This window comes from Bifidobacterium sp. M0399, assembly GCF_016100595.1.
GTDB lineage: Bacteria > Actinomycetota > Actinomycetes > Actinomycetales > Bifidobacteriaceae > Bombiscardovia > Bombiscardovia polysaccharolytica.
This window is the reverse complement of the sequence record NZ_JACFSD010000001.1, coordinates 1006103-1026898: the sequence shown is the minus strand read 5'-3', so window position 1 is coordinate 1026898 and position 20796 is coordinate 1006103. Positions and strand designations below refer to the sequence as shown.

Sequence of the window (20796 nt, the reverse complement as noted above, 5' to 3'; positions counted from 1 at the left end):
TCAAATGGAAGAAAGTCGTGCCGGGTCGACTGACAAAGCCCGGTCTGCTGTGAGTGGCCGACCGCTCGCGGTCTTTTGGGACATGGACGGAACCTTGATCGATTCAGAGCCCTACTGGCATCAGGCGGAGGTTGATCTAGTGCGCGAGCATGGGGGAGACTGGAATGCCGACATGGGTTGGCAGGTTTCCGGCAAACCTCTGCCCACCGTGGCAAGGTTGATGCGGGAGCGTGGTCTTGACCTTCCTGAGGATCAGATTCCAGATTTGTTGATTGATGGGGTCATTGCCATGGAGGAGCGTCACATGCCTTGGATTGAAGGTGTTCGCACTATCCTGACAGACCTGGTTGGGGCCGGCATTCCCTCGATTCTGGTCACTACTTCGCCACGCCGCATGGCCCAGGCAGTGGTTGCCAAGGCGCCCGAGGGGGCTTTTGCCGACTATGTTTGCGGGGACGATGGGCTGGCGCAGAAGCCCGACCCTGCGCCCTATCTGCATGCGGCCAGTCTGGTTGGCATCAACAGCCCTGATTTGATGACCTCCTGCTTGGCTTTCGAGGATACCTTGACCGGCATCACTTCGGCTGTGGCATCAGGAGCCACCACTGTGGCCTATACCGGCACCAACCCGGTCGACACCTCATCAGGCCCTCAGTTCGCTTCCATGAAGAGCTATGTTGGAGTCACCCTGGATGATCTGTCTGCACTAATCGCCAAGCGACTCGGACGATTGGGGTCGTCGGCTGCGCAGACCTGCTGACTCGATCTGACTACTGCAGGGGGCGGTATTTTCGGCTGGAGCCGCGTGAAGTGGCTACCGGATACCTTTCGGCCGTCCTCTGCAGTTTATCCATGATAATTTGATCCATGTCCAGATTCAGTCGATCCGCCAGCTGGATGCAATAGGTGAGCACGTCAGCCAGCTCGTCGGTTACGTGGCCTTCATCTCCGTCCCTGGGATCGTCCCCCCACTGATAGCATTCCAAGAGCTCGGCAGCTTCGATGCAAATTGATTTGGCCAGGTTGGCGGGCGTGTGGAATTGATCCCAGTCGCGCTCGTGTACAAAATTCATCACCGCTGTTTCTGTATCCTTGCTGATCATGATTTCGAGCCTATCAGCCGGCCCTCCTGCCATTAGATTGGTATGGGTTCGTGGCATAGTGAAAAACATGGATTCATCAAGCGCGCCGCAGCCTGTTGTGATGACTCTGCCCTATGGCGATTTCAGAGATGAGGATTTTTCCAAGGCTATTGCAGAGTACAAGCAGGCGAAAGCTGTTGGCAGTCAGGGCAGTCATTTGGAGGAGAGGCTGCTTGAGGAGCTGTTCCTACGCTATCCCACTGTATATATTGTCTCTGCTGATGAAAGGGACAGCAGCAAAAAGCATGGCGGTGGACCCCCTTACGTGGTTTACGTCGGGGAAACCAATGACATTCGTTCTCGGACCAGGCAGCACATCGAGCTGGATCCACGAACCCGCACGGATTGGGAACGCCTGGTGCGATTCATGCGCAATCACCAAGACAGGGTCTGCCAGTACATCATCGGTGATCGCCACTTCAACAAGTCCCTGACCCTGGATATGGAAAATCGGTTGATGGGGTATATGCAGAGCGTCGATGCAGTCAAGCTGGTTATGAACCGTAGAACTAACGCTCAAGACATGTATTACACCAGCGATGAATTCGACAGCATCTTTTCCAAGGCTTGGCAGATCCTGCATGAAATGGAGCCTGATCTGTTTCCGGAAGAGAAGGCAATCTTGGACTCTGCCCTGTTCAAGGCCTCGCCCTTCCGCAAGCTCACCGACGAACAACGGCGAGCTGAAGAAGCTGTTCTGCATGTGCTGGAGTCGGTCATTATTCAAAACCCCGGCGAGGGTTTCCACTCGATGACAGAATCGATAGGCCCGGTTCGGATCGACGATAAAGCCCATACTCGAGTCATAGTCGTTCAGGGCATGTCAGGAACTGGCAAGACCGTTTTGCTTAGCCATCTCTTCTATCAGATATGTGCCAGATATGGCATCTATGGGAACTTGGACGGTAAGGACGATAACCGTTCGGCAAATGCCAGACAGCGTTCCTACATCATTGTCAACCAGGCCGAGCAGGCCAATGTCTACAACCAAATGGCTCTGAAGCTGGGACTGCAGAAGAAGCGCGGCCAGTGCGTTGTTGGCGCTGTCCAGTTCATCAACCGGTTCAGCAAGCACACCCATAGAAATGGCCGGTCCACAGGCAGGGCGGCAGACCCCATGAATAGCGTCGAGGCGAAGGCGGATGTGGTGCTGGTTGACGAGGCGCACCTGCTGCTGACGCAAGGGTCGCAGAGCTACTCCGGAAGCAACCAGCTTTACGACATTCTGCGGCGGGCAAAAGTAGCCATCGTGGTCTTCGACCCGGAACAGGTCTTGCGCGGATCCCAGTTCGTAGATGCTCAGGAAAGTCGGCTTCTGGGATTGACGGGTTCTGAGCATGACAAGACCTTCTCGCAACCCATGGTTATCCGCGAAAAGTCAAGGGACGGTCAGCATGCACGCGAGGATATCTTCCAGGTCAGTCATGTTCATTTGGATCACCAGATGCGTATCCAAGCTGATCCCGCAACCTGCGCCTGGCTGGATCGGATGACAGCCAGGGATGGCACCATTGGCCCACTGCATCCGGATCCTTGGGAGCATCCTTATGAGATCAAGGTTTTCACTTCGCCTAAGGCTTTGAGAAAGTTCATTCGCCGAAAGGACCAGGAGCAAAGAGGCGAGGGCTCCTTGGGGCTTTGCCGACTCCTAGCCACCTATGACTGGCCTTACAGCAGCCAGAATCACCCGGACCCACAGGATCCCTCCCGTTATTGGCAGGTTGTACTACACCAGCAGGATTCGGGCCGATGGGTGTGGGCCGAAGAGGGTCAGGACGGGGATGGTGAATTTGCCATGCCTTGGAATTACGAACTGTATGAGGAGCAGGGAAACTCTGCTGCAAATCACCGGATCGCCTGGGCCGAACTGCCCTTCACCATTGATGAGGTCGGCTCCATCTTCACCATCCAAGGTTTTGACCTCAACTATGCGGGAGTCATCATCGGGCCCTCGGTCACCTACAGGAATGGAAAGGTCGAATTCGAACCGAAGCTCAGTTGCAACACACTGGCGACCAATCGGCGGTCGGAGCAGGAGATGGACCCTGTGGATAATCTTCGGCACGAGTTCAACGTGTTGCTCAAACGAGGGGTGCACGGATTGGGGTTATTCGCGGTGGACCCCGAGCTTCGGGATCGACTGGCCTGGGCAGTGGGTGGATTCGCCACCTCCGGTCCCGACCCAGCCTAACGCGCCTACATCGTTTCAAGGCCAATCAGGGGTATCATGTCCTGGGCCATGGTCCATGGCCCAGGACATATCCATGAGAAAGGCGTAGGCGAGTATATGACGACGCGCAAGATCATCCTGGACTGCGATCCAGGTCATGACGATGCGGTGGCTATCCTTCTGGCAGTAGGTGATCCGCGGATCGACCTGATCGGAGTGACTACGGTTGGCGGCAACCAGAGTCTGGACAAGGTTACCTACAATGCGAGGGCTGTGCTGGAGAAGGCTCATGCGCGCCAGGTGCCGGTCCACGCCGGATGTGATAGGCCGCTGGTGCGTCCACAGGAGGTGGCCGCCTCCATCCATGGCCAGACTGGTCTGGACGGTGTCGAGCTGCCTGAACCTACCAGGCCCCTGGATCCTGGCCACGCCGTCGATTGGATCATCGAGACCATCATGCGCGAGGAGCCAGGCACAGTGACCCTGGTCCCCACCGGACCCCTGACCAACATCGCCATGGCCGTCCGCAAGGAACCCCGCATTGTCGACCGCGTCCGTGAGGTCGTGCTCATGGGTGGCGGCTACCATGTGGGCAACTGGAGTGCTGTCGCTGAATTCAACATCAAGGTGGATCCCGAGGCCGCGCACATAGTCTTCAACGAGCCCTGGCCGGTCACCATGGTGGGGCTGGATCTGACTCATCAGGCCCTGTGCACCCCCGAGGTCCAGCAGCGCATCGAGGGCATCGGCACCGATCTGGCCCACTTTGTAAGCGGGCTGATGGACTTCTTCCGCAAGTCCTACCAGGATAACCAGGACTTCGTGGACCCGCCTGTGCATGATCCATGCACTGTGGCCTATCTGATCGACCCCTCTATTGTGAGCACCCGTCGTTGCCCGGTTGATGTCGAGCTGCGCGGGGACCTGACCTGCGGGATGACCGTGGCTGATCTGCGCGGCCCTGAACCGTCAGCTGAGGACTGCCACACCCAGGTGGCTGTCAAACTGGACTTCCAGGGATTCTGGGACCTGGTGGTCAAGGCCATCACAGCGATTGGATGAGATCAATGAAGACTTCGAACACGGCCGCACCCAAGACTGACAAGCCCACCACCACAACCGCTGGCGGTTCAGGCTCTTCCATCGTCGCCTTGATGACTGCTTTGATGGCCGCCGTCTTCGCCTTCCAGCTCAACGCCTCCATGCTCTCGCCGGCTCTGACGACCATGGGGAACGAGCTCAACGCCAGTAGCTCCAGCATCGGCCTGACCCAGACGGTGTTCTTCACCTCCTGCGCGGTCTTCTCCCTCTTCCTGCCTCGGCTGGGCGATCTTACCGGCCGCAAGAAGGTGCTGCTGGGCATGCTGAGCCTGACGGCGCTGGGATGCTTGGTCTCCGCTCTGGCGCCGAATGTGACGGTGCTCATGATTGGTCGTGTCATTCAGGGAGTGGCCGGTCCGGTCGTGCCTATGACCCTGATCATGCTGCACGCCGAGGTGACTGATGAGGCCCGATACGCCAGGCTCATGGCCGTTTTGACGGCGGTCAACGGCGGCATCGGCGGCGTGGATGCCATCTTAGGCGGGTGGCTGGCTGGCACTTTCGGTTTCCGCTCAGTCTTCTGGTTCATGGTGGCCATTGCTGTGGTCGCCGTACTCCTGGTGGCCCTCTTCGCCCGCGAGAGCTATGCAGACGATCGCCCCCGCATGGACTGGGCAGGTGTGGTCTTCCTCTGCATCGCCTTCCTGGCCGCATACCTGGCTATCAATGAGGTCGAGAAGCTTGCCCAGGCGCGCTGGCTACTGGTGGTTGTCGAGATCCTGGTGGCCGCGGTCTTCTTCGCGATCTTCTGGAAAGTTGAAAGCACAACGTCAGCACCCATGGTCACCACCACCTATCTCAGACAGCGGCGCACCTGGGGACTTCTGCTGACGACTCTCACCACCATGGTCGGTGTCTTCGCCATCATGAACGGGATCGTTCCGGCCCTTGCCCAGGATGGCGAGGTAGGTGTCGGCTTGAAGGCCAGCATCGTCTCCTTTGCGACGCTGACCCCCTATGCCTTGGTCGGTCTGGTCTTTGGTCCGGTTGCCGGGATGCTGGCCTCACGCTTTGGCTACATCAAGGTCCTGAGAGTCGGTCAGCTAGTAAGCGTGCTGGGACTGGTCTTCGGCATCTACGTCTGTCTGGTTCCCAGCATCTGGAGTCTGGTGCTCCTCTCCCTGATCCTGGGTGTCTCCTATGCAGGGACGGCCAATATCATGCTCAATGGGTTGGGCGTGGTCCTGTCTCCTGCGGACAATACCGGGTACCTGCCGGGACTCAACGCCGGAGCCTTCAATCTGGGCTCAGGCCTAAGCTATGCGGTCCTCTACGCATTCATGAGCGGCCTGGCGGCGTCTGGGGGAGCCCGCGCTGGATATGTTGCCGCCATGATCGGAGGCGGAGTGCTGGTGCTGATCGCCCTGGCCCTGTCCTACCTGATTCCCGATCCGGAACGAATGGATGACAAGTAATATTGCCATCTGACAGGGGTCCTGCGGGTGCAACCTATTCGCAGGACCCCTGTTCATGTTTAATGGGCATCCGACTCTGTGACTATCCGACAAGGGTCAAAAGTCGGGGCCAGACAGACTAGCCGTCAGTAGCGCCGAGTGTCCCGACCCCGGGTTCAGGAGCGGAAAATAGCGTCAGCAGAGGCCCTGTAAGCCATGGGCGGGCGCGTAAACTAAGTGGGGAATTCGTTCGCCGGAGGTGACCATGCAACATCGGGTGATCGGACTGCTGAAAAACGAGACCGTCCTGGTCGTCGCGGCAGTCATCGCTCTCGTATCCTGCATTCTCATTCCTCCCGACCGACAGTATCTGGGCTACATCCACGTCAATACCCTTACCCAGCTGGGTTCCCTGATGATGGTGGTCTGCGGATTTCAGCGGATTGGGGTCTTCCATGCCATTGGTGCCGGCCTGCTGAGTCGCGTCCGCTCGGTGCGGGGCCTGGCCTTGGTCCTGGTTTCCCTGCCTTTCTTCTCCAGTATGTTCATCACGAACGATGTAGCCCTGGTTACTTTCGTGCCCTTCGCCGTTGCTGTGCTCATCATGGCCGGTCTGGAAAGCCATGCCCTGCTGATCGTCACCCTGATGACCCTGGGCGCCAATGTGGGCAGCATGCTGACGCCGATTGGCAATGCTCACAACTTATACCTCAAGGCCCGCTCCGAGATGCCTACTGGGGAGTTTCTCCTCCTTATGGCGCCTTATGCTCTGGTGGCGGCCCTGATGCTCTTCCTGTGCTGCTGGTTCGCTTTCAGGAATCAGCATTTGGACAAGTTCGAGGGCATGGATGCACAAGAGATTCGTCACAGCATACTAGCGCCGAGGGAGGAGGGGATACAGCCCCAGGTCAAGGAGATGCAGCGGTCCAGCGGATGGCGCATCGCCATCTACCTTCTTCTCTTTCTTGTCTGTCTGCTCGGTGTGGCCAAGCTTATTCCCCAGTGGACCATGGTCCTGGTGGTGGCGGTGACCTTCTTGATCTGCGATAGGCGGGTATTTCTGCATGTGGATTGGGGGCTGCTGCTGACCTTCGTGGCTTTCTTCATTTTCATAGGCAATGCCAGGAGGATTCCCCAGTTTTATAACCTGGTCAGCGGCCTGGTCAATATCCACCCTTTGATTACCTCGGTCCTGTGCAGCCAGGTCATCAGCAATGTGCCCACAGCCCTCCTGGTCTCAGGTTTTTCGACAGCCTGGCGCTCAATCATTCTGGGCACCAACCTGGGCGGACTCGGAACCCTGGTCGCTTCAATGGCCTCGCTGATCTCCTACAAAGCTGTGGTCAAGCAGTACCCTGACAAGAAAGGCGATTACCTGAAGATCTATACATCACTTAATCTGCTTTTCCTGGTTGTTTTGGTTGGCATGGCCCTGCTGCTGGAGTAGACTACCCACCATCAACCAGGAATGGTGCCGCTGACATTGAGAGGGAGGCAGCAACGGTGGAACCGGACCCGTGCGCGTCTAAGTCCAAGGACTCAGGGATATTGACCAGACGGAACCTTGGGATTCTGGTCGGAATCATGGCTTTGGCTATCATGTCGCGGTTTGACTCCATCATCTCTCCTTCCGTGGCGGCCATTCAGGCATCCTTTCCTCGCGCTGATCCTTCCACCGTTGAGTCGGTGGTTTCCATTGGCTCTTCGGCGGCCATAGTTTCTGCCCTTTTATTTGGTCAGCTCTTGACCAGAATGAGTTTCAGAACCGCTGCCTGTATCAGTTGTCTGTGTGTCGCCCTGGGCGGCTTGATGCCCCTTTTGGTGCATAGCAGTGTAAGCCAGCTGCTCTTGTTTGCCTTGGTTGTCGGATTCGGCGTGGGCATCGCCACTACAGTTCTTCCGAGCCTGTCGGCCAGGTTCTTCCGCGGGAAGCAGTTGGCGGCGCTGATGGGGCTGGTCCTGGCTGTTCAGGACGGCTCTTCCATGCTGGTCCTTGCCTTGGGCGGTGTCCTGGCCAAGGGAGGGTGGCTGCACAACTATTGGCTTTATTTCCTGGCCTTGCCTGCCCTGGTTTTGGTCATCTTCATGGTCCCCGGAGTCGGTGCCGTCGAGGAGGAGTCGGAAAAGGCCACAGAGCCTCAAACATCCCCCTTGCAGAAGGGCAGACAATGCTGGTGGGCTACCATTTCTTGCATTCTCATCGGTTTTCTGAGCATTTTCCTGGTCGCGGTCCTGTACAACAAGCTCGCAGTCTACATAGCCAAGTACGGTTTGGGCGGCACCAGTGCAGCAGGGGTGGCCTTGATGTTCAACACGGGTTCCTCGGTCGTGATCGGGCTTAGTATCAACGGCATCAAGCGGGTCTGCCGGCAATGGACGATTCCGGTCGCCTTCCTGCTGATGGCCCTGGGCGCCCTGCTCTTCCTGACCACCCGCTCCTTCACGCTGGTCTGCCTATCGGCCTTCTTGGTCGGTTCGGGCAGTGCCATCAATATGGCCACCTGCCCCTTCCTCCTGTCCAACCTGACCCCGCACAGACGCTATCCCTTGGTCATGGGGGTTTTCTCGGCCACCACCAGCCTTGGTTTTACGGCATCCACCTGGGCTTTCAAGGCTTTCTCATCAGCCTTTGGACTGGACCCGGTAACCGGCAGTTTCATGGGCATGCTGATCATCGCTCTGCTGGCCGCTGTCATTCTCTCGCTTGTTCGCTTCCAGAGCTGTGTCGAATCCCGCTTCATTGAGCAATAAGTCACCCCGTAAGCTATACAAGTCAGAAGTGTAGGTTCTTCGCCTAATCATCGCGACAGGTAGGGGTTGCCGGTGATGACGAACCTCCGTAGGGTCTCCTTGGCGTGGGATATGCCAATTCGGGGGGTTGCCGTGATGGTCTCGTCCCGGTCCAGACTGGCGGCTGCCAGGCGGATGGGCGGTTTTCTGAGGTCATGGCCGTAGTTTCGCTTGTCGATGTCCAAGGCCTGACAGAGCTTGGCAGGACCGTTGGTCAGTTCCCGGTCCGGGTGATGGCCGTGCCTGTGGCTGCGCAGAAGGTCCAGACCCTGCACTGGCTGGCAGGCTCGAATCAGCACGCCGGCACCGAATCCGTCCTCCTGGCAGGAGATGTTCATGCAGTAGTGCATTCCATAAGTGAAGTAGACATACATGTGTCCGCTGGGCCCGAAGAGGGCAGCATTGCGAGCTGACTGCCCGTGATAGGCATGGCTGGCCGGATCATTCTGGTCGTAGGCTTCAGTCTCCACGATCCGAACCCTGGCTTGTTCACCTTCCGACTCATAGTCCCGGATGATCAGGCAACCCAGAAGCATCCGGGCGGCCTCATCCACAGGGCGGCCCAAAAAGTCAGGGAAGATCAGGTGATCGTCCTGGCTCGAACCGGCCTTCATTCTGTTTGGTCCTTACGGACCCAGACCGCGCGCTGACCGCGTGATTCTGGCTGAATGCAGACGAAATTGTCCTGGTGGGGCAGGGCGGCGACCTGTGGATGGTCGTGATCGTAGGGCCCCTGGGCTTGGGCGCCGCCGGCATCTCCGACCTGGGCAAAGAAATCTTCGGAGGCATCCTTGAACCAGGTCCACTCCTCCGGCAGGTCCTCCTCGTAGAAGATCGCCTCCACAGGGCAGACAGGCTCGCAGGCACCACAGTCGATGCATTCATTGGGGTTGATGTACAGGTTCCTGGGGCCCTCGTAGATGCAGTCCACCGGGCACTCGTCCACGCAGGCCTTGTCTTTGACATCCACGCAGGGCTGGGCAATCACGTATGTCATTGCTTCATTCTCCTTTTTGAATTGTTGTCCGCTTTCGATACTTTCAGGAAGCATCCTTTTGGCGAGGTCAGAGGTTTCAGCAGTACACGGGCCTTTCTATCCCTGGTCGCGCTGTTGCTGCTCTCCACGAATCCCTGGACCATGCCCCGATGGATTGTGCAGATAATTGGATGGCTGCTGACGCTGTCCAGGAAGGGGCATGAGGTCAGATACAGACTTGCTGAATCCGACCCCGTCCTTACCGGTGCAAAACCCAAGGTGTTCAGAACATCCAACAGCGTCTGAGTCATGCTCGACGGCACACTCTTTTCTGCATGCTCCCGCCTCTGCTGGGCCAGGGTCCGACCCCAGGCCAGACCTGCTTTCAGAGCAGCCGCATTCCTGCTCCGAGTATCGGGGCAGGCAGTCTCGAGAGCAGTGCAAAGCGAGGAGATCATATCCTCCCTGGCGTGGTTCATGGATGTGGGGGAGTAGATGACAGCCGGTCTGCCTCGACCGACTGATTGACCATCACCGTCTCTTGTTTGGCGGACTGCCTCGCCCTGTTTGACCAGATGCTCAAGATGGAAACGAGCAGTCGTCGGATGGATGCCGAAGGCTGCTCCGATTTGCTGGGCGGTTAGACCTGTACCGGTCCGTTCGGCTGACGTATGCAGGTAATCCAAGATTGTGGAGCGAATCTCTTCCCCGCTTCTTCGCCTGGAGGGGGTTTGGTCCCGTCGCTTGCGGGCTTGAATTTCCTGACTCATCGATTAAATTGTATAACTATCAAATCAATTATCAACCCAGGACAAGGCGGACAGATCCATGCAGAGCGACCAGAAGATGCGCAAGTCCGGAGGCAAAACAGCCTTACCCAGGTCCAGGATGGCCCTTCTCATAGGCGCAGGTCTGGCTGCACTGCTTGGCCTTATAGCGGCGCTGATTCGTGCGGATCTGATCCACCCTTCAGACAGGGTGCCCTTGGCTGATCTGCATGGTGGGCTCATGGTCTATGGGTTTTTGGGCGCTGCCATCGGTCTTGAGAGGGCAGTGGCTTATCGCAGTGGCGGATCCAAAAAACCCTCCTGGGGATTTCTTGCTCCCGCCTTGGGCTTGCTGGGGTCCCTGCTCTGCCTGCTTTCGCTGATGGTTTCAAGCCCCGCTGCTGCCCCGGCATGGGTCAGAGTGGAGCTTTTTGGCGGCATTCCGTGGACTTTGTCCATGTTTGTTCTGACAGCCATGTATCTGGCTATCTGGCGGCGGCAACCTTCTGCAGAGGTGCTCATACAGGTCCTCGGATCCCTGGTTGGCCTGGTCGGAGCTTTTGGATGGGTTGCAGGATTGGATGCCTCGGTTCTGGCTCCAACCTGGCTCTTTTTCCTGATTCTGACCATCGTCGGGGAGCGGGTGGAGCTGGCCAGGGCGGTCTTCTCGGATGTCCGCCTCGAATCGGGAATTCTGGGTCTGAGCCTCCTGACCGTCCTGATGCTGCCTGTTCAAGCCATGGCACCTTCGGTCGGTTATCCGCTTCTGGGATTGTCCCTGGGCCTGCTCCTCCTGGTTATGGCCAGTCACGACGTAGCCAAGGGCACCTTCCGTCACGGCGGTCTGCCAGGATTCATGGGCACCTGCATGCTGTCGGCCTACGCCTGGGGACTTCTGGCTGCCCTCATCTGGATGGTGGCACCTCTGGATTCCAGCAACTACTGCGGCGATATGGCGCTGCATGCTTTGGCTGTGGGATTCATCATGACCATGGTCATCGCCCATGTCTGCATGATCGTCCCCTCGGTCATTCGCAGGCCTCTGCCTTTTCATCCCCTCCTCTGGGGTGCTTGGGCGCTCATGCAGGTTGGCTTGCTAATCAGGCTCCTTGGAGCCATCCGGCTCTACACGCCCTTATGGAAGGCGGGGAACCTGCTGAATGTCTTGGGAATCCTCTCCATGATGCTGACCGTGGTTTACCTGGCTGCTCGTGGCAAGCAGGTCCTGGCTTCCAAACGCTACCGTCGTCGCCAGCCCAAGGATTCGCATACCGAACTTGTTGGGACCTTGGCCCTGCGGGCGGACCTTGTTGCCACCTCGGCTACTGTGCTGATCTTGGTGGCAGCGGTGGTCTTGATGGCTCTGCGGCCGGCGCTGGCTGTCTCCGTCGGGGCAACGCCCAACACTGGAGAGGTTCAGGACGCATCTGCGAAGAGCATCCAGCCGACGGGACACACTAGAAGAGCTTCAATCAGGGTAAAGGGGATGGCCTTTGTGCCGGATACCATCGCCATCGATGCAGGCGACCGGCTGGTTGTAGATTTTCGGAACACCGGAGATCAGCGGCACGACTTGGTTTTCGCCAATGGCAAGAGCACAGGATCCGTGCCTGTAGGCCAGAGCGTCTCGGTCGATGTGGGAGTCCTGGGCGGCGACACATTAGGATGGTGCTCGCTGGCAGGACACCGTCAGATGGGCATGGAGCTCAAGGTCAAGACCAAGGGTGGAACGACTACCGAGCAAATGCAGTCCTCCGCTCGGAAGATGACCAGCAACCAGGCCCCTTCAGCAGCCAAACTCAAGGCGCAGGCTGAGAAGAGCGAACCTGCCAAGGCCACTCTTCCACCCTTGGATGACCAGGGGAGGGCTGGAACAAGAAAATACACTTTGAATGTCAAGGAACGCAGGGAGCAGGTTGCAGCAGGGCTTGAGCGCACGGTCTGGAGCTTCGATGACGCGGGCGATCCGCGGGATAAGGGATCGAGGCCCTTGGCTCAGGGTCCGGTGCTCAGAGGCCGGGTGGGAGACACCTTTGAAGTAACCATCAGAAACAAGGGAAGCATGAGCCATTCCATTGACTTTCATGCCGGCCCGGCTGTTCCCCAGACCATGATGCGCAACATAGAACCAGGCAAGGAACTCCTGTACACCTTTACCGCTGATCGGGCTGGCATATGGATGTACCACTGCAGCAGCGACCCCATGTCAAACCATATAGCCAACGGCATGTATGGAGCTGTGGTCGTGGATGATGGCACCCTGTCACCAGTGGCTGCGGAATATGTTCTGGTCCAGTCCGAGATTTATCTGGGGTCCAATGGAGGGACTGCCGATGCTGAAAAAGTGGCGGCCATGACCCCGGATATCATGACCTTCAACGGACGGGCCTTTCAATATGATGCACACCCTCTCAAGCTGGAGAAGGGGCAAAGGGTCCGCATCTGGGTTCTGGATGCCGGCCCCAACCAGCCGCTGTCCTTCCATATCGTGGGAACCCAGTTCGATACGGTCTGGACTGAAGGCCGTTATCTGATAGGCGGAGGTTCAGGAGGGAATTCCGCTGACTCATCAGCCGGAGCACAGGTCCTGCCCTTGCTGCCGGCCCAAGGCGGCTTCGTAGAGCTCAAGGTCGATCAGCCTGGCGACTATTCCATAGTCAACCACGTCATGAGTCTGGCCGAAAAGGGCGCCCACGGCATCCTGCGGGTGTCGTGAAGCGATCAAGCGACGTGCATTGCTTTTAGCCAGATGGTTGCCAAGTTTCGGAACTGATCCGATCCTTGGACTAATTGGAGAGGTAGTTCCTGCCTGGTCGCCTGTGCTGTGCCTTTCTGATTGTCTGCCGTCTCCAAGCAGGAAGGTTGAGACGCAAAAGCATCCATGGAATCGCAGGCGGATAGGAAAGTTGTGGACTGGGTCCGAGCGATCAATCCTGCAGCTGGAGGCCCTTGCCGTCCATCTGGTAAGTTGTGTATGCCGATGCCACCCAAGAAGAAAGTAAAGATGGCTGCTGTGACCTTCTGTTTGTTCGACATGCCCGGTCCGCTGACATACTGGGTCTGAAGTTGCCAAGGCTGAATTTGGGTCGGTCCATTGGCGCCGTTGGGTTGAGGTGTATATGCGGTTTGCCCGTAGGAGTTTTGTGGTCCTCGTTGAGTGCTCGAAGCCTGCCAGGGTTGATCCGCATTCGGGTACCCGTTGGCAGCTGTTGAATGATTCCCCTGCGGGGAAGCAGTCTCGTAGCTTTGACTGGAAGGCTCTTGGCCCTATCCCTTATAGTCGGAGTAATTCTGGCTCGCCTGAGCTTGGTCTTGATTGTCGCTTGGTTGCTGATCCATTGGTTGATGCCGATCGTTCATGGCTGTCTTTCTTGTCCATATTGCTTCTGCAACTGCGATCGTCGCGAGCCGTACATGGGTAACGCATGCTGCTATGGCAAGATGGACAAGAACACGAAGAACCCTTGCTCCTTAGGTAGAAGCAGGGAGGGCTAGTGGTGACCCCGGAGAGATTCGAACTCTCGACCTACAGATTAGAAGTCAGTTGCTCTATCCAGCTGAGCTACGGGGCCAAACCCTTTCATTGTACCCGCTTTGATCCACCGGCGGGTCAAATCTATGAAGCCTGGTCGGCGAGGGCATCCGAGATGGTCTGAGCCATAGCAGGAACGGTCATGCCATACCTTTCCATCAGGGTGGCTTGGGGAACCCGGTCGTTGAACTCCTTGGTCGCTCCGAAGGCCAGGGTGCGAACGTGAGCAGGTCCGTAATATGCAGCCACTGCCTGTCCCCAGCCGCCGTCCAGCTGACCGTCCTCGATGGTGGCCACCAGGGAGTGGGTGCTGGCCAGAGCATTTAGGGTCTGCTCATCCAAGCGGTCATAGCGATGTGGGTCCACCAGTGTGGGCTTTAGCCCCATGGACTTTTCCAAGGAATCTGCAAGGTCGCGGCCTAGTGGCAACGCATCGCCGAGAGCCAGCACGGCTACGGTCTTACCCTCTTGCAGGATGCGATAGCGATCCCAGGGAGCAGGGTCCGACCCGCATTCAGCATCGGTCTTCGAGGGATCTGAAACCGGCGCTGTCGGCTTCCCGGCCCGTTCTGTAGCCAGTGTGCGCTCGCCGGGCACCCTGATTACCACCGGCTGCCGAGCCGGGCCAGTGGCCCAGGCCAGCATGTCCAGAAACTCGGCCCCGCTGGTCGGAGCCAGGCAGGTCAGTCCGGGGATGCCCCGCATCATGACCATGTCGGCCGTGCCTGAATGCGTGGCATCGGTTTTGGCAATGCCGGTGGAAAAGACCAGCAGGGTCACAGCGCTGCCGTTCAAGGCCATCTCCTGTTCGATCTGGTCGTAGGCCCTCTGGAAGAAGGTGGCCGAGGTGGCGACAATGGGAGTGCCTCCGGCCTTGGCGATGCCCGCGGCATAGGCTATCGCGTGGGATTCGGTGATGCCCACGTCCCGGTAGTGGTTCCCAGCCCGCTTGCGGAAGTCAGGATCGATGCCATTGGACAGCGGCGTGGCAGGGGAGATGACCGTTAGACCTGGCTCTTGTGGGAACCTGGACTCCAAGGCCTGCATGGCCATTCTTCCGTAAGTCTTTCGTGAATTGGGCAGGCGGTCCAAGGAGTCCAAGCCGTCCTGCCAGTGGTTGGCCTCCACCGGGCCTTCGGCGGGCAAATCGGGCAGGGAAGTCATATGAGCTGTGTGCCTATCGCCCTGTGCCACGGAAGTCGGGCCAATCTGCCCCTGACTGCCCTGTCCCAGCCCCAAGCCCTTGCGGGTGTGAATATGGACCACCACCGGATGATCGATGTCCTTGACCCGACGGAAGGCTTCGATTAGGTCCTCAATACGGTTGCCCTCCTCCACGTAGCAGTAGTCCAGTCCAAGGGCACGGAAGGGATTGTCTGAGCTGCGTCCCCCGCTGGCACGGAGGGCTGCCAGGCTCTTGTAGAGTCCTCCGTGGTTCTCGGCGATGGACATTTCGTTGTCATTGACCACGATAATCAGGTTGCCGCCCTGTTCAGCAGCCCAGTCCAGCCCTTCGAAGGCCGGCCCGCTGCTCAGGGAGCCGTCCCCGATGAAGGCGATGATGTTGGCCTTGCCACCGGTCGCATCCCGCTGGGCGGCCATCCCACAGGCCAGGCCGATCGAGGTGCCGGTGTGCCCCAGCATGAAATCGTCGTAGGGGCTCTCCTTGGGCGAGGTGAATCCGGACAAATCCTCCTGAGACTCAGGGTCCGTGTAGGCCTGGCGCCGACCGGTCAGGATCTTGTGGGTATAGGCCTGGTGAGATACATCGAAGATCAGATGATCATGAGGCATATCGAAGACGTAGTGCAGGGCGATGATGGGCTCAATGGTGGCCAGGTTGGAACCCAGGTGGCCGCCGTGACGTCGACAGAAGCGGATCAGCAGCTGACGGATCTCGTCGGCCAGTTGATTCAGCTCTTCCAAGGAGAGAACCTTCAGATCCTTTGGGGAGTCGATGCTGTCCAGAAGCTTGCCCATAACCCTCCTGTCTGTTTCTGTCATGCAATCCAATGATTCTAGGTCTGGAGCGGCGGTTTGGAGACGCTGAGAACACGATGTTCACCAGGCCCGGCCCTTACATCCATAGGACCGTCACGATTGGCTGGCTTCTCCCCTGCCTTGCGTAGTATCAAATATGCATGAACATTGGAGGGCCGATGGCTGACAATACACATGAAGGGGCACGCGTCGCAGTGATCATGGGATCATCGAGCGACTGGGAGACGATGAAGGAAGCCTGCCGGATGCTGGACCGGTTCGCTATCGTCTACACCAAGGAGGTAATCTCCGCCCATCGCACACCTGGGCGCATGGCGGAGTTCGCGCATCAGGCCCGAGGCCAGGGCATTGGGGTCATCATTGCCGGCGCCGGTGGAGCAGCCCATCTGCCGGGTATGGTGGCGGCCCAGACCACGCTGCCTGTCATCGGGGTGCCGGTGAAGTCCCACGCTTTGAGCGGGGTTGATTCGCTCCTGTCCATCGTGCAGATGCCTGCCGGAATTCCTGTGGCGACCACGGCCATAGGGGCATCCGGGGCTACCAATGCCGGCCTGCTGGCGGCTTCAATTCTCTCCATTAATGATTCAAGACTGGCCCAGGCCCTGGATGACTACCGTGCCGAGCTGGCCCGATCCGTGGAGGCGTCCAATGCCCAGCTTGTCTGAAGAGACCAAGGGGAGGATTGATCACCTGGAGCCGGGGTCCGTCATCGGGATCGTGGGCGGCGGCCAGCTGGGGCGGATGATGGCCCTGAGCGCCCGCTACCACGGATTCCGCATCGGTGTGTTGGATCCCACGCCTGATGCTCCCGCGGCTCAGGTTGCTGACTTCCAGGAGACAGCCGACTATGGCGACCTGGATGCCCTCAAGCGGCTTGCTGAACGCAGCGATGTGCTCACCTACGAGTTCGAGAATGTGGATGCCGATGCGCTGGACCAGGTGAGGGATCGTGTGGCCATCCCTCAGGGGACTGATTTGCTCAGGGTCACCCAGGACCGGGTTCACGAGAAGACCTTCATAAACCGCCATGGCATTGATACCGCCCCCTGGAGGCAGGTTGACAGTCTTGACCAGCTGGATTCAGCCTTGGAGGAGTTGGGAATGCCCGCTGTGCTCAAGACGCGAACCGGTGGCTATGACGGCCACGGCCAGGCGGTCCTGCGCACCAAGGAGGATCTTCAGGCCTTGCAGGCGCGGATGAAGGGCCGGGACTTCCCGCCCTCCGTGCTGGAGGGGTTCGTGGACTTTGCTTTCGAGGCCTCCATACTGGTCTCAGGCAACGGGAAGGACTATGTCACTTTCCCCATGGTGCGCAACGAGCACCGTCACAACATCCTGCACATGACTCTGGCACCGGCACAGGTCGAGCCTGAAATGGCCGACCGTGCGCGTGACATGGCTCTGACTTTGGCTGACGGCTTCAAGCTGGCCGGCACCTTGGCCCTTGAGCTTTTTGTCATGCCCGATGGCGGTCTGGTAGTCAATGAGTTGGCCCCGCGCCCCCATAACTCCGGTCATTACACCATTGAGGCCTGCTCCATGGACCAGTTCGATGCCCACGTCCGGGGCATCGCCGGGTGGCCCCTGCCCAATCCTCGCCTGCTCAGCCCGGCGGTCATGGTCAATGTTCTGGGCCAGCATGTGGCCCCAGTCAGGAGGTTGCTTGGTGAGCACCCCGAATGGTACCTGCATGATTATGGCAAGGCCGAAGTGCGCACCGACCGCAAGATGGGGCATCTGACGGTGCTGACCGACGATCTGGAGAAGACGGCCAAGGATCTGGAGGCCACAGGCTGCTGGTCCGACCTGGACTGAACCGAATCCTCACATCTGTCCCGGCAATCCGGATGTAGGCTTGGTGGAGCCCAAGGAGTGTGTCTAATCATGAACGCTGGCTCATCCGTCGGCCGCCGGACGCGGCAGAAGAATGCTATCTGGAGAATTCTTCAGTCCCAGAACGACTTCGTATCAGCCAAGGAGCTGCACAGGCTTCTTCGCGATTCGGGCCAGCGAATCGGCTTGGCCACTGTTTATCGGCAGCTGGGCTCTCTGCATATGTCCGGCAGCCTGGACTGCATTGAGCATGGGGGCATTCGCCTTTACCGGGTCTGCCTGGCCCAACGGAAACACCATCACCATCTGGTTTGTGAACGCTGCGGCAGGACCGTGGAGATTAGCCCGCCGGACGATGGCTGGCTGAAGGCAGTGGCAGCTGAGCATGGCTTTACGGTCTCCTCGCACACCTTGGAGGTCTATGGCCTGTGCAGCAGCTGTCAGGGCCACTCTGGTCAGGCGGACGTCAGTGATCCTCCCGGCCCTTGGGCATGATGGTCTTGATGGCATCCCAGGCCTGCGAAGCCTTGAGATTGGGCAGGTAGGCCTGGACTACAGCCAGTCCGATTTGGGCCAGCTGAGCCGGGTCGGGATAGCAGATATAGACCGGGTGCTCGCTGGGCTGGAACTTCTTCTTGAAGAAGAAGAGCGAACGGAAGCCATAGGCCGGTTCCATCAGGTCGGCCACCATATGCAGGGCATGTTGCAGGAAGGCGGTCTGATCTTCACTGCTGTCCATGCCGGCCAGGGGAGCGGCCGACAGGCTCATGAATTCCGCCGTGCCCTGGTCGCGCAGCCGTTCGGCCATCCGTGCGATCAGGAACTCCATGATTCCATTGGGGCTGTCGGTTCTGTGCCTCATGAAGTCCAGGGTCCAGCCGATCACCTGGCCCTGGCGATAGGTAGGCATCCAGCTGGTCACGGCCAGTACTTTGCCTTGGTCGTCCACGGCGTAGAGGATGGCCATGCGCGGGTCCCTCAGCTCATCCAGGCCACCCAGGGTGAACTTCATCTCAGGAAGCGCCTTGAGCTCGGCCCACTGCTCCGAGATGTCCACAATCTGCGACTGGACGTCCCAGGAGGCGTCGTTGAATGTGGTCAGCACGTCGGTGATCTTGTCGCGCTTGGCCTTGTTGATGGCTGTGCGAATGTCCTGCCATTTCTTGCCCTTGGTCTGCCAAAGGCTGGGGGTGACCACCATCTCCGAGCCGACTGTCAGGGTGGACCAGCCCCTGGCTGCCAGCAGATCACGCTGGGGCTTGTGGACGCTGTAGAAGACCGGTGACCAGGAATGGGCGTTGCAGAAACGGGTGAATTCGTCCAGATCATCCGCATACTCCTCAGGATCGCCGAAGGGACCAGTGGTGGTCAGGGCTATGCTGTGCAGGAGTCGGTAGGCGATGGCTGAACGGCCGCTCTGGGAGAACCAGTAGCTGTTGCCCTCCCAAGTGGTCATGAAGGACATGCTCTCGCCTCCGTACTCGACCAGTCGATCGGCCTCCTGGCGTTCGCTGCCGTTCTGGATGACCGAGCTGCGCATCCAGGAGAGCAGGACTACCAGGACCACCAGCCAGAAGATCAGCCCGACTCCGTGGCTAACGATTATCCCCGTCGGAGTACGTGGTACCAGGGCCGGACGGAAGCGCGAGGCCACACCATTGGGCAGGTAAAGCTCGGGCAGTTGGGAGAGCGCCCTGCTGGTGGTGGGCCAGGGATGGAAGGAGCCGGGACTGACTGCGGTGAAGGCCAGATAGCCCACGGCTGTGGCCAGGAAGGCCAGACCGATGGCTGCCCAGCCTGCCTGTAGGCGTGAGGCCTTGGTCCGTACCAGGAAGATGCGCAGGTTGCGCGCCAAGAAACAGTTGAGAATCAGCGGAGGAAGAGTGATGATCAGCAGAGAGGGAATAGCACCGTGACGGATGGCCTGGGGCAGGCCGTCGCCGATGGTCAGCGGGAAAACCAGGTAGTAGAGCACAGCCAGGACGATGGTCAAGCCGTTCAGGACCAGACTGGTGACAGCGGCAACCCGGCGGCCATGGTAGATGCCCCAGGCCACCACCAGCAAGACCAGGGTGGGCATGATCAAGGACGAGACGCTGGTGGGTGCTCGACCGGCGACCAGGCCATACTGGGCATAGCAGCTGGCCTGGTTGTTCTTGGCCAGGCAGCGGGACAGGGCGGCGCTGCCGCCAGGGTCCGAACCCAGGAACATACCCAGCGGGGTGAAGAATCCTGCACGGATTTTGGAGGAGACGGTGACCAGTGGGCCAAGAGCCAGAACCGTGGAGACGGCTCCCAGCAGGTGGCGGGTCTCGTATGAGCCGCTATGGCCATGCGGATTGGCGTCCTTGACCGGTCCGTGCCAGAGGTGGCCGGTCAGGTGGCCGATGAGCGCTGCCGCCAGGGCGCAGTAGTAGCCGGGGTTGCCGGTATATAAAACCATCAGTATCAAGGCCGTGTAGCCTATGGTGGCGATCCTGCGCCGCCAGAGGAAGTCGCTGAAGGGGATGGATGCCATCAGGGATCCGACCACCAGGATGATGGGGCTGAGTGTCATGGGCACCCGGATGAACCAGGCCCAATGGTCCTGAAGGGCATTGATCAGGGTGCAGATGACCAGCCCGATAGCCGCGCCGCCTACAGCGCTGATGACTGAGGTGATCACGGTGCGTCTGCGACCCAGTCGGGTCTCGGCGATGCATAGCATAACTAGGACCAGGGCCACATCTATAACCAGTTGCAGAGGACCGGGGGTGATGACTAGGGATACCAGCAGCCGTGCGAACTGGACCAGGAGCGAGGGACGCCCCTGGCCATGAACGGGATGTGGTGCCTGGTGAATGATCAGCTCGGACAAGGGCAGGCCCAGCCGTGTCCTGCCGGGGATGCGCAACAGCCAGATCAGCAGCCAGCTGATCAGGTTGAGCAGGACCAGTCCGAGGCTGAAAGCCAGCGCAAAGGCGTGACGTCTGATCCATCGGGTCAGGTCCCGCAAAAGTACGGTCTTGGCCGAAGGCTCCATCAGTCCGGATCCCTTATTCGTTGTCTCCATGATTGCGGCGGCTCTTTCTGCTTATATGCTTGAACGCT

The 20796-nt window shown here is 58.9% G+C and carries 16 protein-coding genes and 1 tRNA gene; 10 read left to right on the top strand and 7 right to left on the bottom strand.

What is annotated here, in order from left to right:
* Nucleotides 1-4: 4 nt before the first annotated feature.
* Nucleotides 5-760 (top strand): HAD family hydrolase, encoded by a 756-nt coding sequence (locus H3V09_RS04115; RefSeq protein WP_232339359.1) that lies wholly within the window; start codon nt 5-7, stop codon nt 758-760.
* 10 nt (nt 761-770) lie between these two features.
* Here H3V09_RS04115 and H3V09_RS04110 read toward each other — a convergent pair whose 3' ends face one another.
* On the bottom strand, nt 771-1103 hold the full coding sequence (locus tag H3V09_RS04110; protein ID WP_198191030.1) for a nucleotide pyrophosphohydrolase: 333 nt from the start codon (nt 1101-1103) through the stop codon (nt 771-773).
* A gap of 67 nt (nt 1104-1170) precedes the next feature.
* On the opposite strand from H3V09_RS04110, the gene H3V09_RS04105 reads away from it, so the two are divergent.
* The 5 genes from H3V09_RS04105 to H3V09_RS04085 all read left to right on the top strand — a co-directional run bounded on the left by H3V09_RS04105 (nt 1171) and on the right by H3V09_RS04085 (nt 8558).
* Nucleotides 1171-3333: a DUF2075 domain-containing protein gene (locus H3V09_RS04105; RefSeq protein WP_198199033.1), complete on the top strand. Its 2163-nt coding sequence runs from the start codon at nt 1171-1173 to the stop codon at nt 3331-3333.
* Between the two features lie 96 nt (nt 3334-3429).
* Nucleotides 3430-4374, top strand: a complete 945-nt coding sequence (uriH, locus tag H3V09_RS04100) for a uridine-preferring nucleoside hydrolase UriH (protein ID WP_046323844.1) — start codon at nt 3430-3432, stop codon at nt 4372-4374.
* Nucleotides 4375-4379: 5 nt separating this feature from the next.
* Nucleotides 4380-5828 (top strand): uridine transporter UriT, encoded by a 1449-nt coding sequence (gene uriT / locus H3V09_RS04095; RefSeq protein WP_442859364.1) that lies wholly within the window; start codon nt 4380-4382, stop codon nt 5826-5828.
* Between the two features lie 244 nt (nt 5829-6072).
* A complete protein-coding gene (locus H3V09_RS04090) occupies nt 6073-7254 on the top strand; it encodes an SLC13 family permease (RefSeq protein ID WP_198191028.1) in 1182 nt (393 codons plus the stop codon).
* A gap of 137 nt (nt 7255-7391) precedes the next feature.
* Nucleotides 7392-8558, top strand: coding sequence for an MFS transporter (locus H3V09_RS04085; RefSeq protein WP_332460986.1), 1167 nt, complete (start codon nt 7392-7394; stop codon nt 8556-8558).
* Nucleotides 8559-8605: 47 nt separating this feature from the next.
* Here the strand turns inward: H3V09_RS04085 and H3V09_RS04080 are convergent, their stop codons facing one another.
* Genes H3V09_RS04080 through H3V09_RS04070 form a run of 3 tightly spaced genes read right to left on the bottom strand, consistent with a single transcriptional unit; the run spans nt 8606 to nt 10343 of the window.
* Nucleotides 8606-9211, bottom strand: a complete 606-nt coding sequence (locus H3V09_RS04080) for a DNA-3-methyladenine glycosylase (protein ID WP_198191026.1) — start codon at nt 9209-9211, stop codon at nt 8606-8608.
* Nucleotides 9208-9594, bottom strand: coding sequence for a ferredoxin (gene fdxA / locus H3V09_RS04075; protein ID WP_029678651.1), 387 nt, complete (start codon nt 9592-9594; stop codon nt 9208-9210). The genes H3V09_RS04080 and fdxA overlap by 4 nt, the downstream gene beginning before the upstream one ends.
* Entirely contained in the window at nt 9591-10343 is a 753-nt protein-coding gene (locus H3V09_RS04070; RefSeq protein WP_198191025.1) for a helix-turn-helix transcriptional regulator, read from the bottom strand. Before H3V09_RS04070 ends, fdxA begins: the two co-directional genes overlap by 4 nt.
* A gap of 58 nt (nt 10344-10401) precedes the next feature.
* Between H3V09_RS04070 and H3V09_RS04065 the strand changes: the two genes are divergently transcribed.
* Complete coding sequence (locus H3V09_RS04065; RefSeq protein WP_198191024.1) at nt 10402-13056, top strand: multicopper oxidase domain-containing protein; 2655 nt, start codon at nt 10402-10404, stop codon at nt 13054-13056.
* A gap of 779 nt (nt 13057-13835) precedes the next feature.
* On the opposite strand, the gene H3V09_RS04060 is transcribed toward H3V09_RS04065, so the two are convergent.
* Together H3V09_RS04060 and H3V09_RS04055 are read right to left on the bottom strand one after the other, a co-directional pair.
* Nucleotides 13836-13912 (bottom strand) — tRNA-Arg (locus H3V09_RS04060).
* Nucleotides 13913-13956: 44 nt separating this feature from the next.
* Nucleotides 13957-15852 carry a 1-deoxy-D-xylulose-5-phosphate synthase gene (locus H3V09_RS04055; RefSeq protein WP_198191139.1) on the bottom strand — a complete coding sequence of 632 codons (1896 nt, stop codon included), beginning with the start codon at nt 15850-15852 and terminating at the stop codon, nt 13957-13959.
* A gap of 179 nt (nt 15853-16031) precedes the next feature.
* Here H3V09_RS04055 and purE point away from each other — a divergent pair, with 179 nt between their 5' ends.
* From purE to H3V09_RS04040, 3 genes are all read left to right on the top strand, one after another.
* Nucleotides 16032-16538 (top strand): 5-(carboxyamino)imidazole ribonucleotide mutase, encoded by a 507-nt coding sequence (gene purE / locus H3V09_RS04050; RefSeq protein ID WP_046323170.1) that lies wholly within the window; start codon nt 16032-16034, stop codon nt 16536-16538.
* Nucleotides 16522-17688 carry a 5-(carboxyamino)imidazole ribonucleotide synthase gene (purK, locus tag H3V09_RS04045; protein ID WP_046323169.1) on the top strand — a complete coding sequence of 389 codons (1167 nt, stop codon included), beginning with the start codon at nt 16522-16524 and terminating at the stop codon, nt 17686-17688. The genes purE and purK overlap by 17 nt, the downstream gene beginning before the upstream one ends.
* Before the next feature lie 69 nt (nt 17689-17757).
* Nucleotides 17758-18201, top strand: a complete 444-nt coding sequence (locus tag H3V09_RS04040; protein ID WP_046323168.1) for a Fur family transcriptional regulator — start codon at nt 17758-17760, stop codon at nt 18199-18201.
* On the opposite strand, the gene H3V09_RS04035 is transcribed toward H3V09_RS04040, so the two are convergent.
* Complete coding sequence (locus H3V09_RS04035; protein WP_232339357.1) at nt 18173-20758, bottom strand: bifunctional lysylphosphatidylglycerol flippase/synthetase MprF; 2586 nt, start codon at nt 20756-20758, stop codon at nt 18173-18175. The two genes, H3V09_RS04040 and H3V09_RS04035, sit on opposite strands and share 29 nt — an antisense overlap.
* Between the last annotated feature and the right edge of the window lie 38 nt (nt 20759-20796).

What these genes read in the sequence shown, in the direction of transcription:
- H3V09_RS04115 (WP_232339359.1), top strand. Translation starts at nt 5, where the DNA reads ATGGAAGAAAGTCGTGCCGGGTCGACTGACAAAGCCCGGTCTGCTGTG.
- H3V09_RS04110 (WP_198191030.1), bottom strand. Translation starts at nt 1,103, where the DNA reads ATGATCAGCAAGGATACAGAAACAGCGGTGATGAATTTTGTACACGAG.
- H3V09_RS04105 (WP_198199033.1), top strand. Translation starts at nt 1,171, where the DNA reads ATGGATTCATCAAGCGCGCCGCAGCCTGTTGTGATGACTCTGCCCTAT.
- uriH (WP_046323844.1), top strand. Translation starts at nt 3,430, where the DNA reads ATGACGACGCGCAAGATCATCCTGGACTGCGATCCAGGTCATGACGAT.
- uriT (WP_442859364.1), top strand. Translation starts at nt 4,380, where the DNA reads ATGAAGACTTCGAACACGGCCGCACCCAAGACTGACAAGCCCACCACC.
- H3V09_RS04090 (WP_198191028.1), top strand. Translation starts at nt 6,073, where the DNA reads ATGCAACATCGGGTGATCGGACTGCTGAAAAACGAGACCGTCCTGGTC.
- H3V09_RS04085 (WP_332460986.1), top strand. Translation starts at nt 7,392, where the DNA reads ATGGCTTTGGCTATCATGTCGCGGTTTGACTCCATCATCTCTCCTTCC.
- H3V09_RS04080 (WP_198191026.1), bottom strand. Translation starts at nt 9,211, where the DNA reads ATGAAGGCCGGTTCGAGCCAGGACGATCACCTGATCTTCCCTGACTTT.
- fdxA (WP_029678651.1), bottom strand. Translation starts at nt 9,594, where the DNA reads ATGACATACGTGATTGCCCAGCCCTGCGTGGATGTCAAAGACAAGGCC.
- H3V09_RS04070 (WP_198191025.1), bottom strand. Translation starts at nt 10,343, where the DNA reads ATGAGTCAGGAAATTCAAGCCCGCAAGCGACGGGACCAAACCCCCTCC.
- H3V09_RS04065 (WP_198191024.1), top strand. Translation starts at nt 10,402, where the DNA reads ATGCAGAGCGACCAGAAGATGCGCAAGTCCGGAGGCAAAACAGCCTTA.
- H3V09_RS04055 (WP_198191139.1), bottom strand. Translation starts at nt 15,852, where the DNA reads ATGGGCAAGCTTCTGGACAGCATCGACTCCCCAAAGGATCTGAAGGTT.
- purE (WP_046323170.1), top strand. Translation starts at nt 16,032, where the DNA reads ATGGCTGACAATACACATGAAGGGGCACGCGTCGCAGTGATCATGGGA.
- purK (WP_046323169.1), top strand. Translation starts at nt 16,522, where the DNA reads ATGCCCAGCTTGTCTGAAGAGACCAAGGGGAGGATTGATCACCTGGAG.
- H3V09_RS04040 (WP_046323168.1), top strand. Translation starts at nt 17,758, where the DNA reads ATGAACGCTGGCTCATCCGTCGGCCGCCGGACGCGGCAGAAGAATGCT.
- H3V09_RS04035 (WP_232339357.1), bottom strand. Translation starts at nt 20,758, where the DNA reads ATGGAGACAACGAATAAGGGATCCGGACTGATGGAGCCTTCGGCCAAG.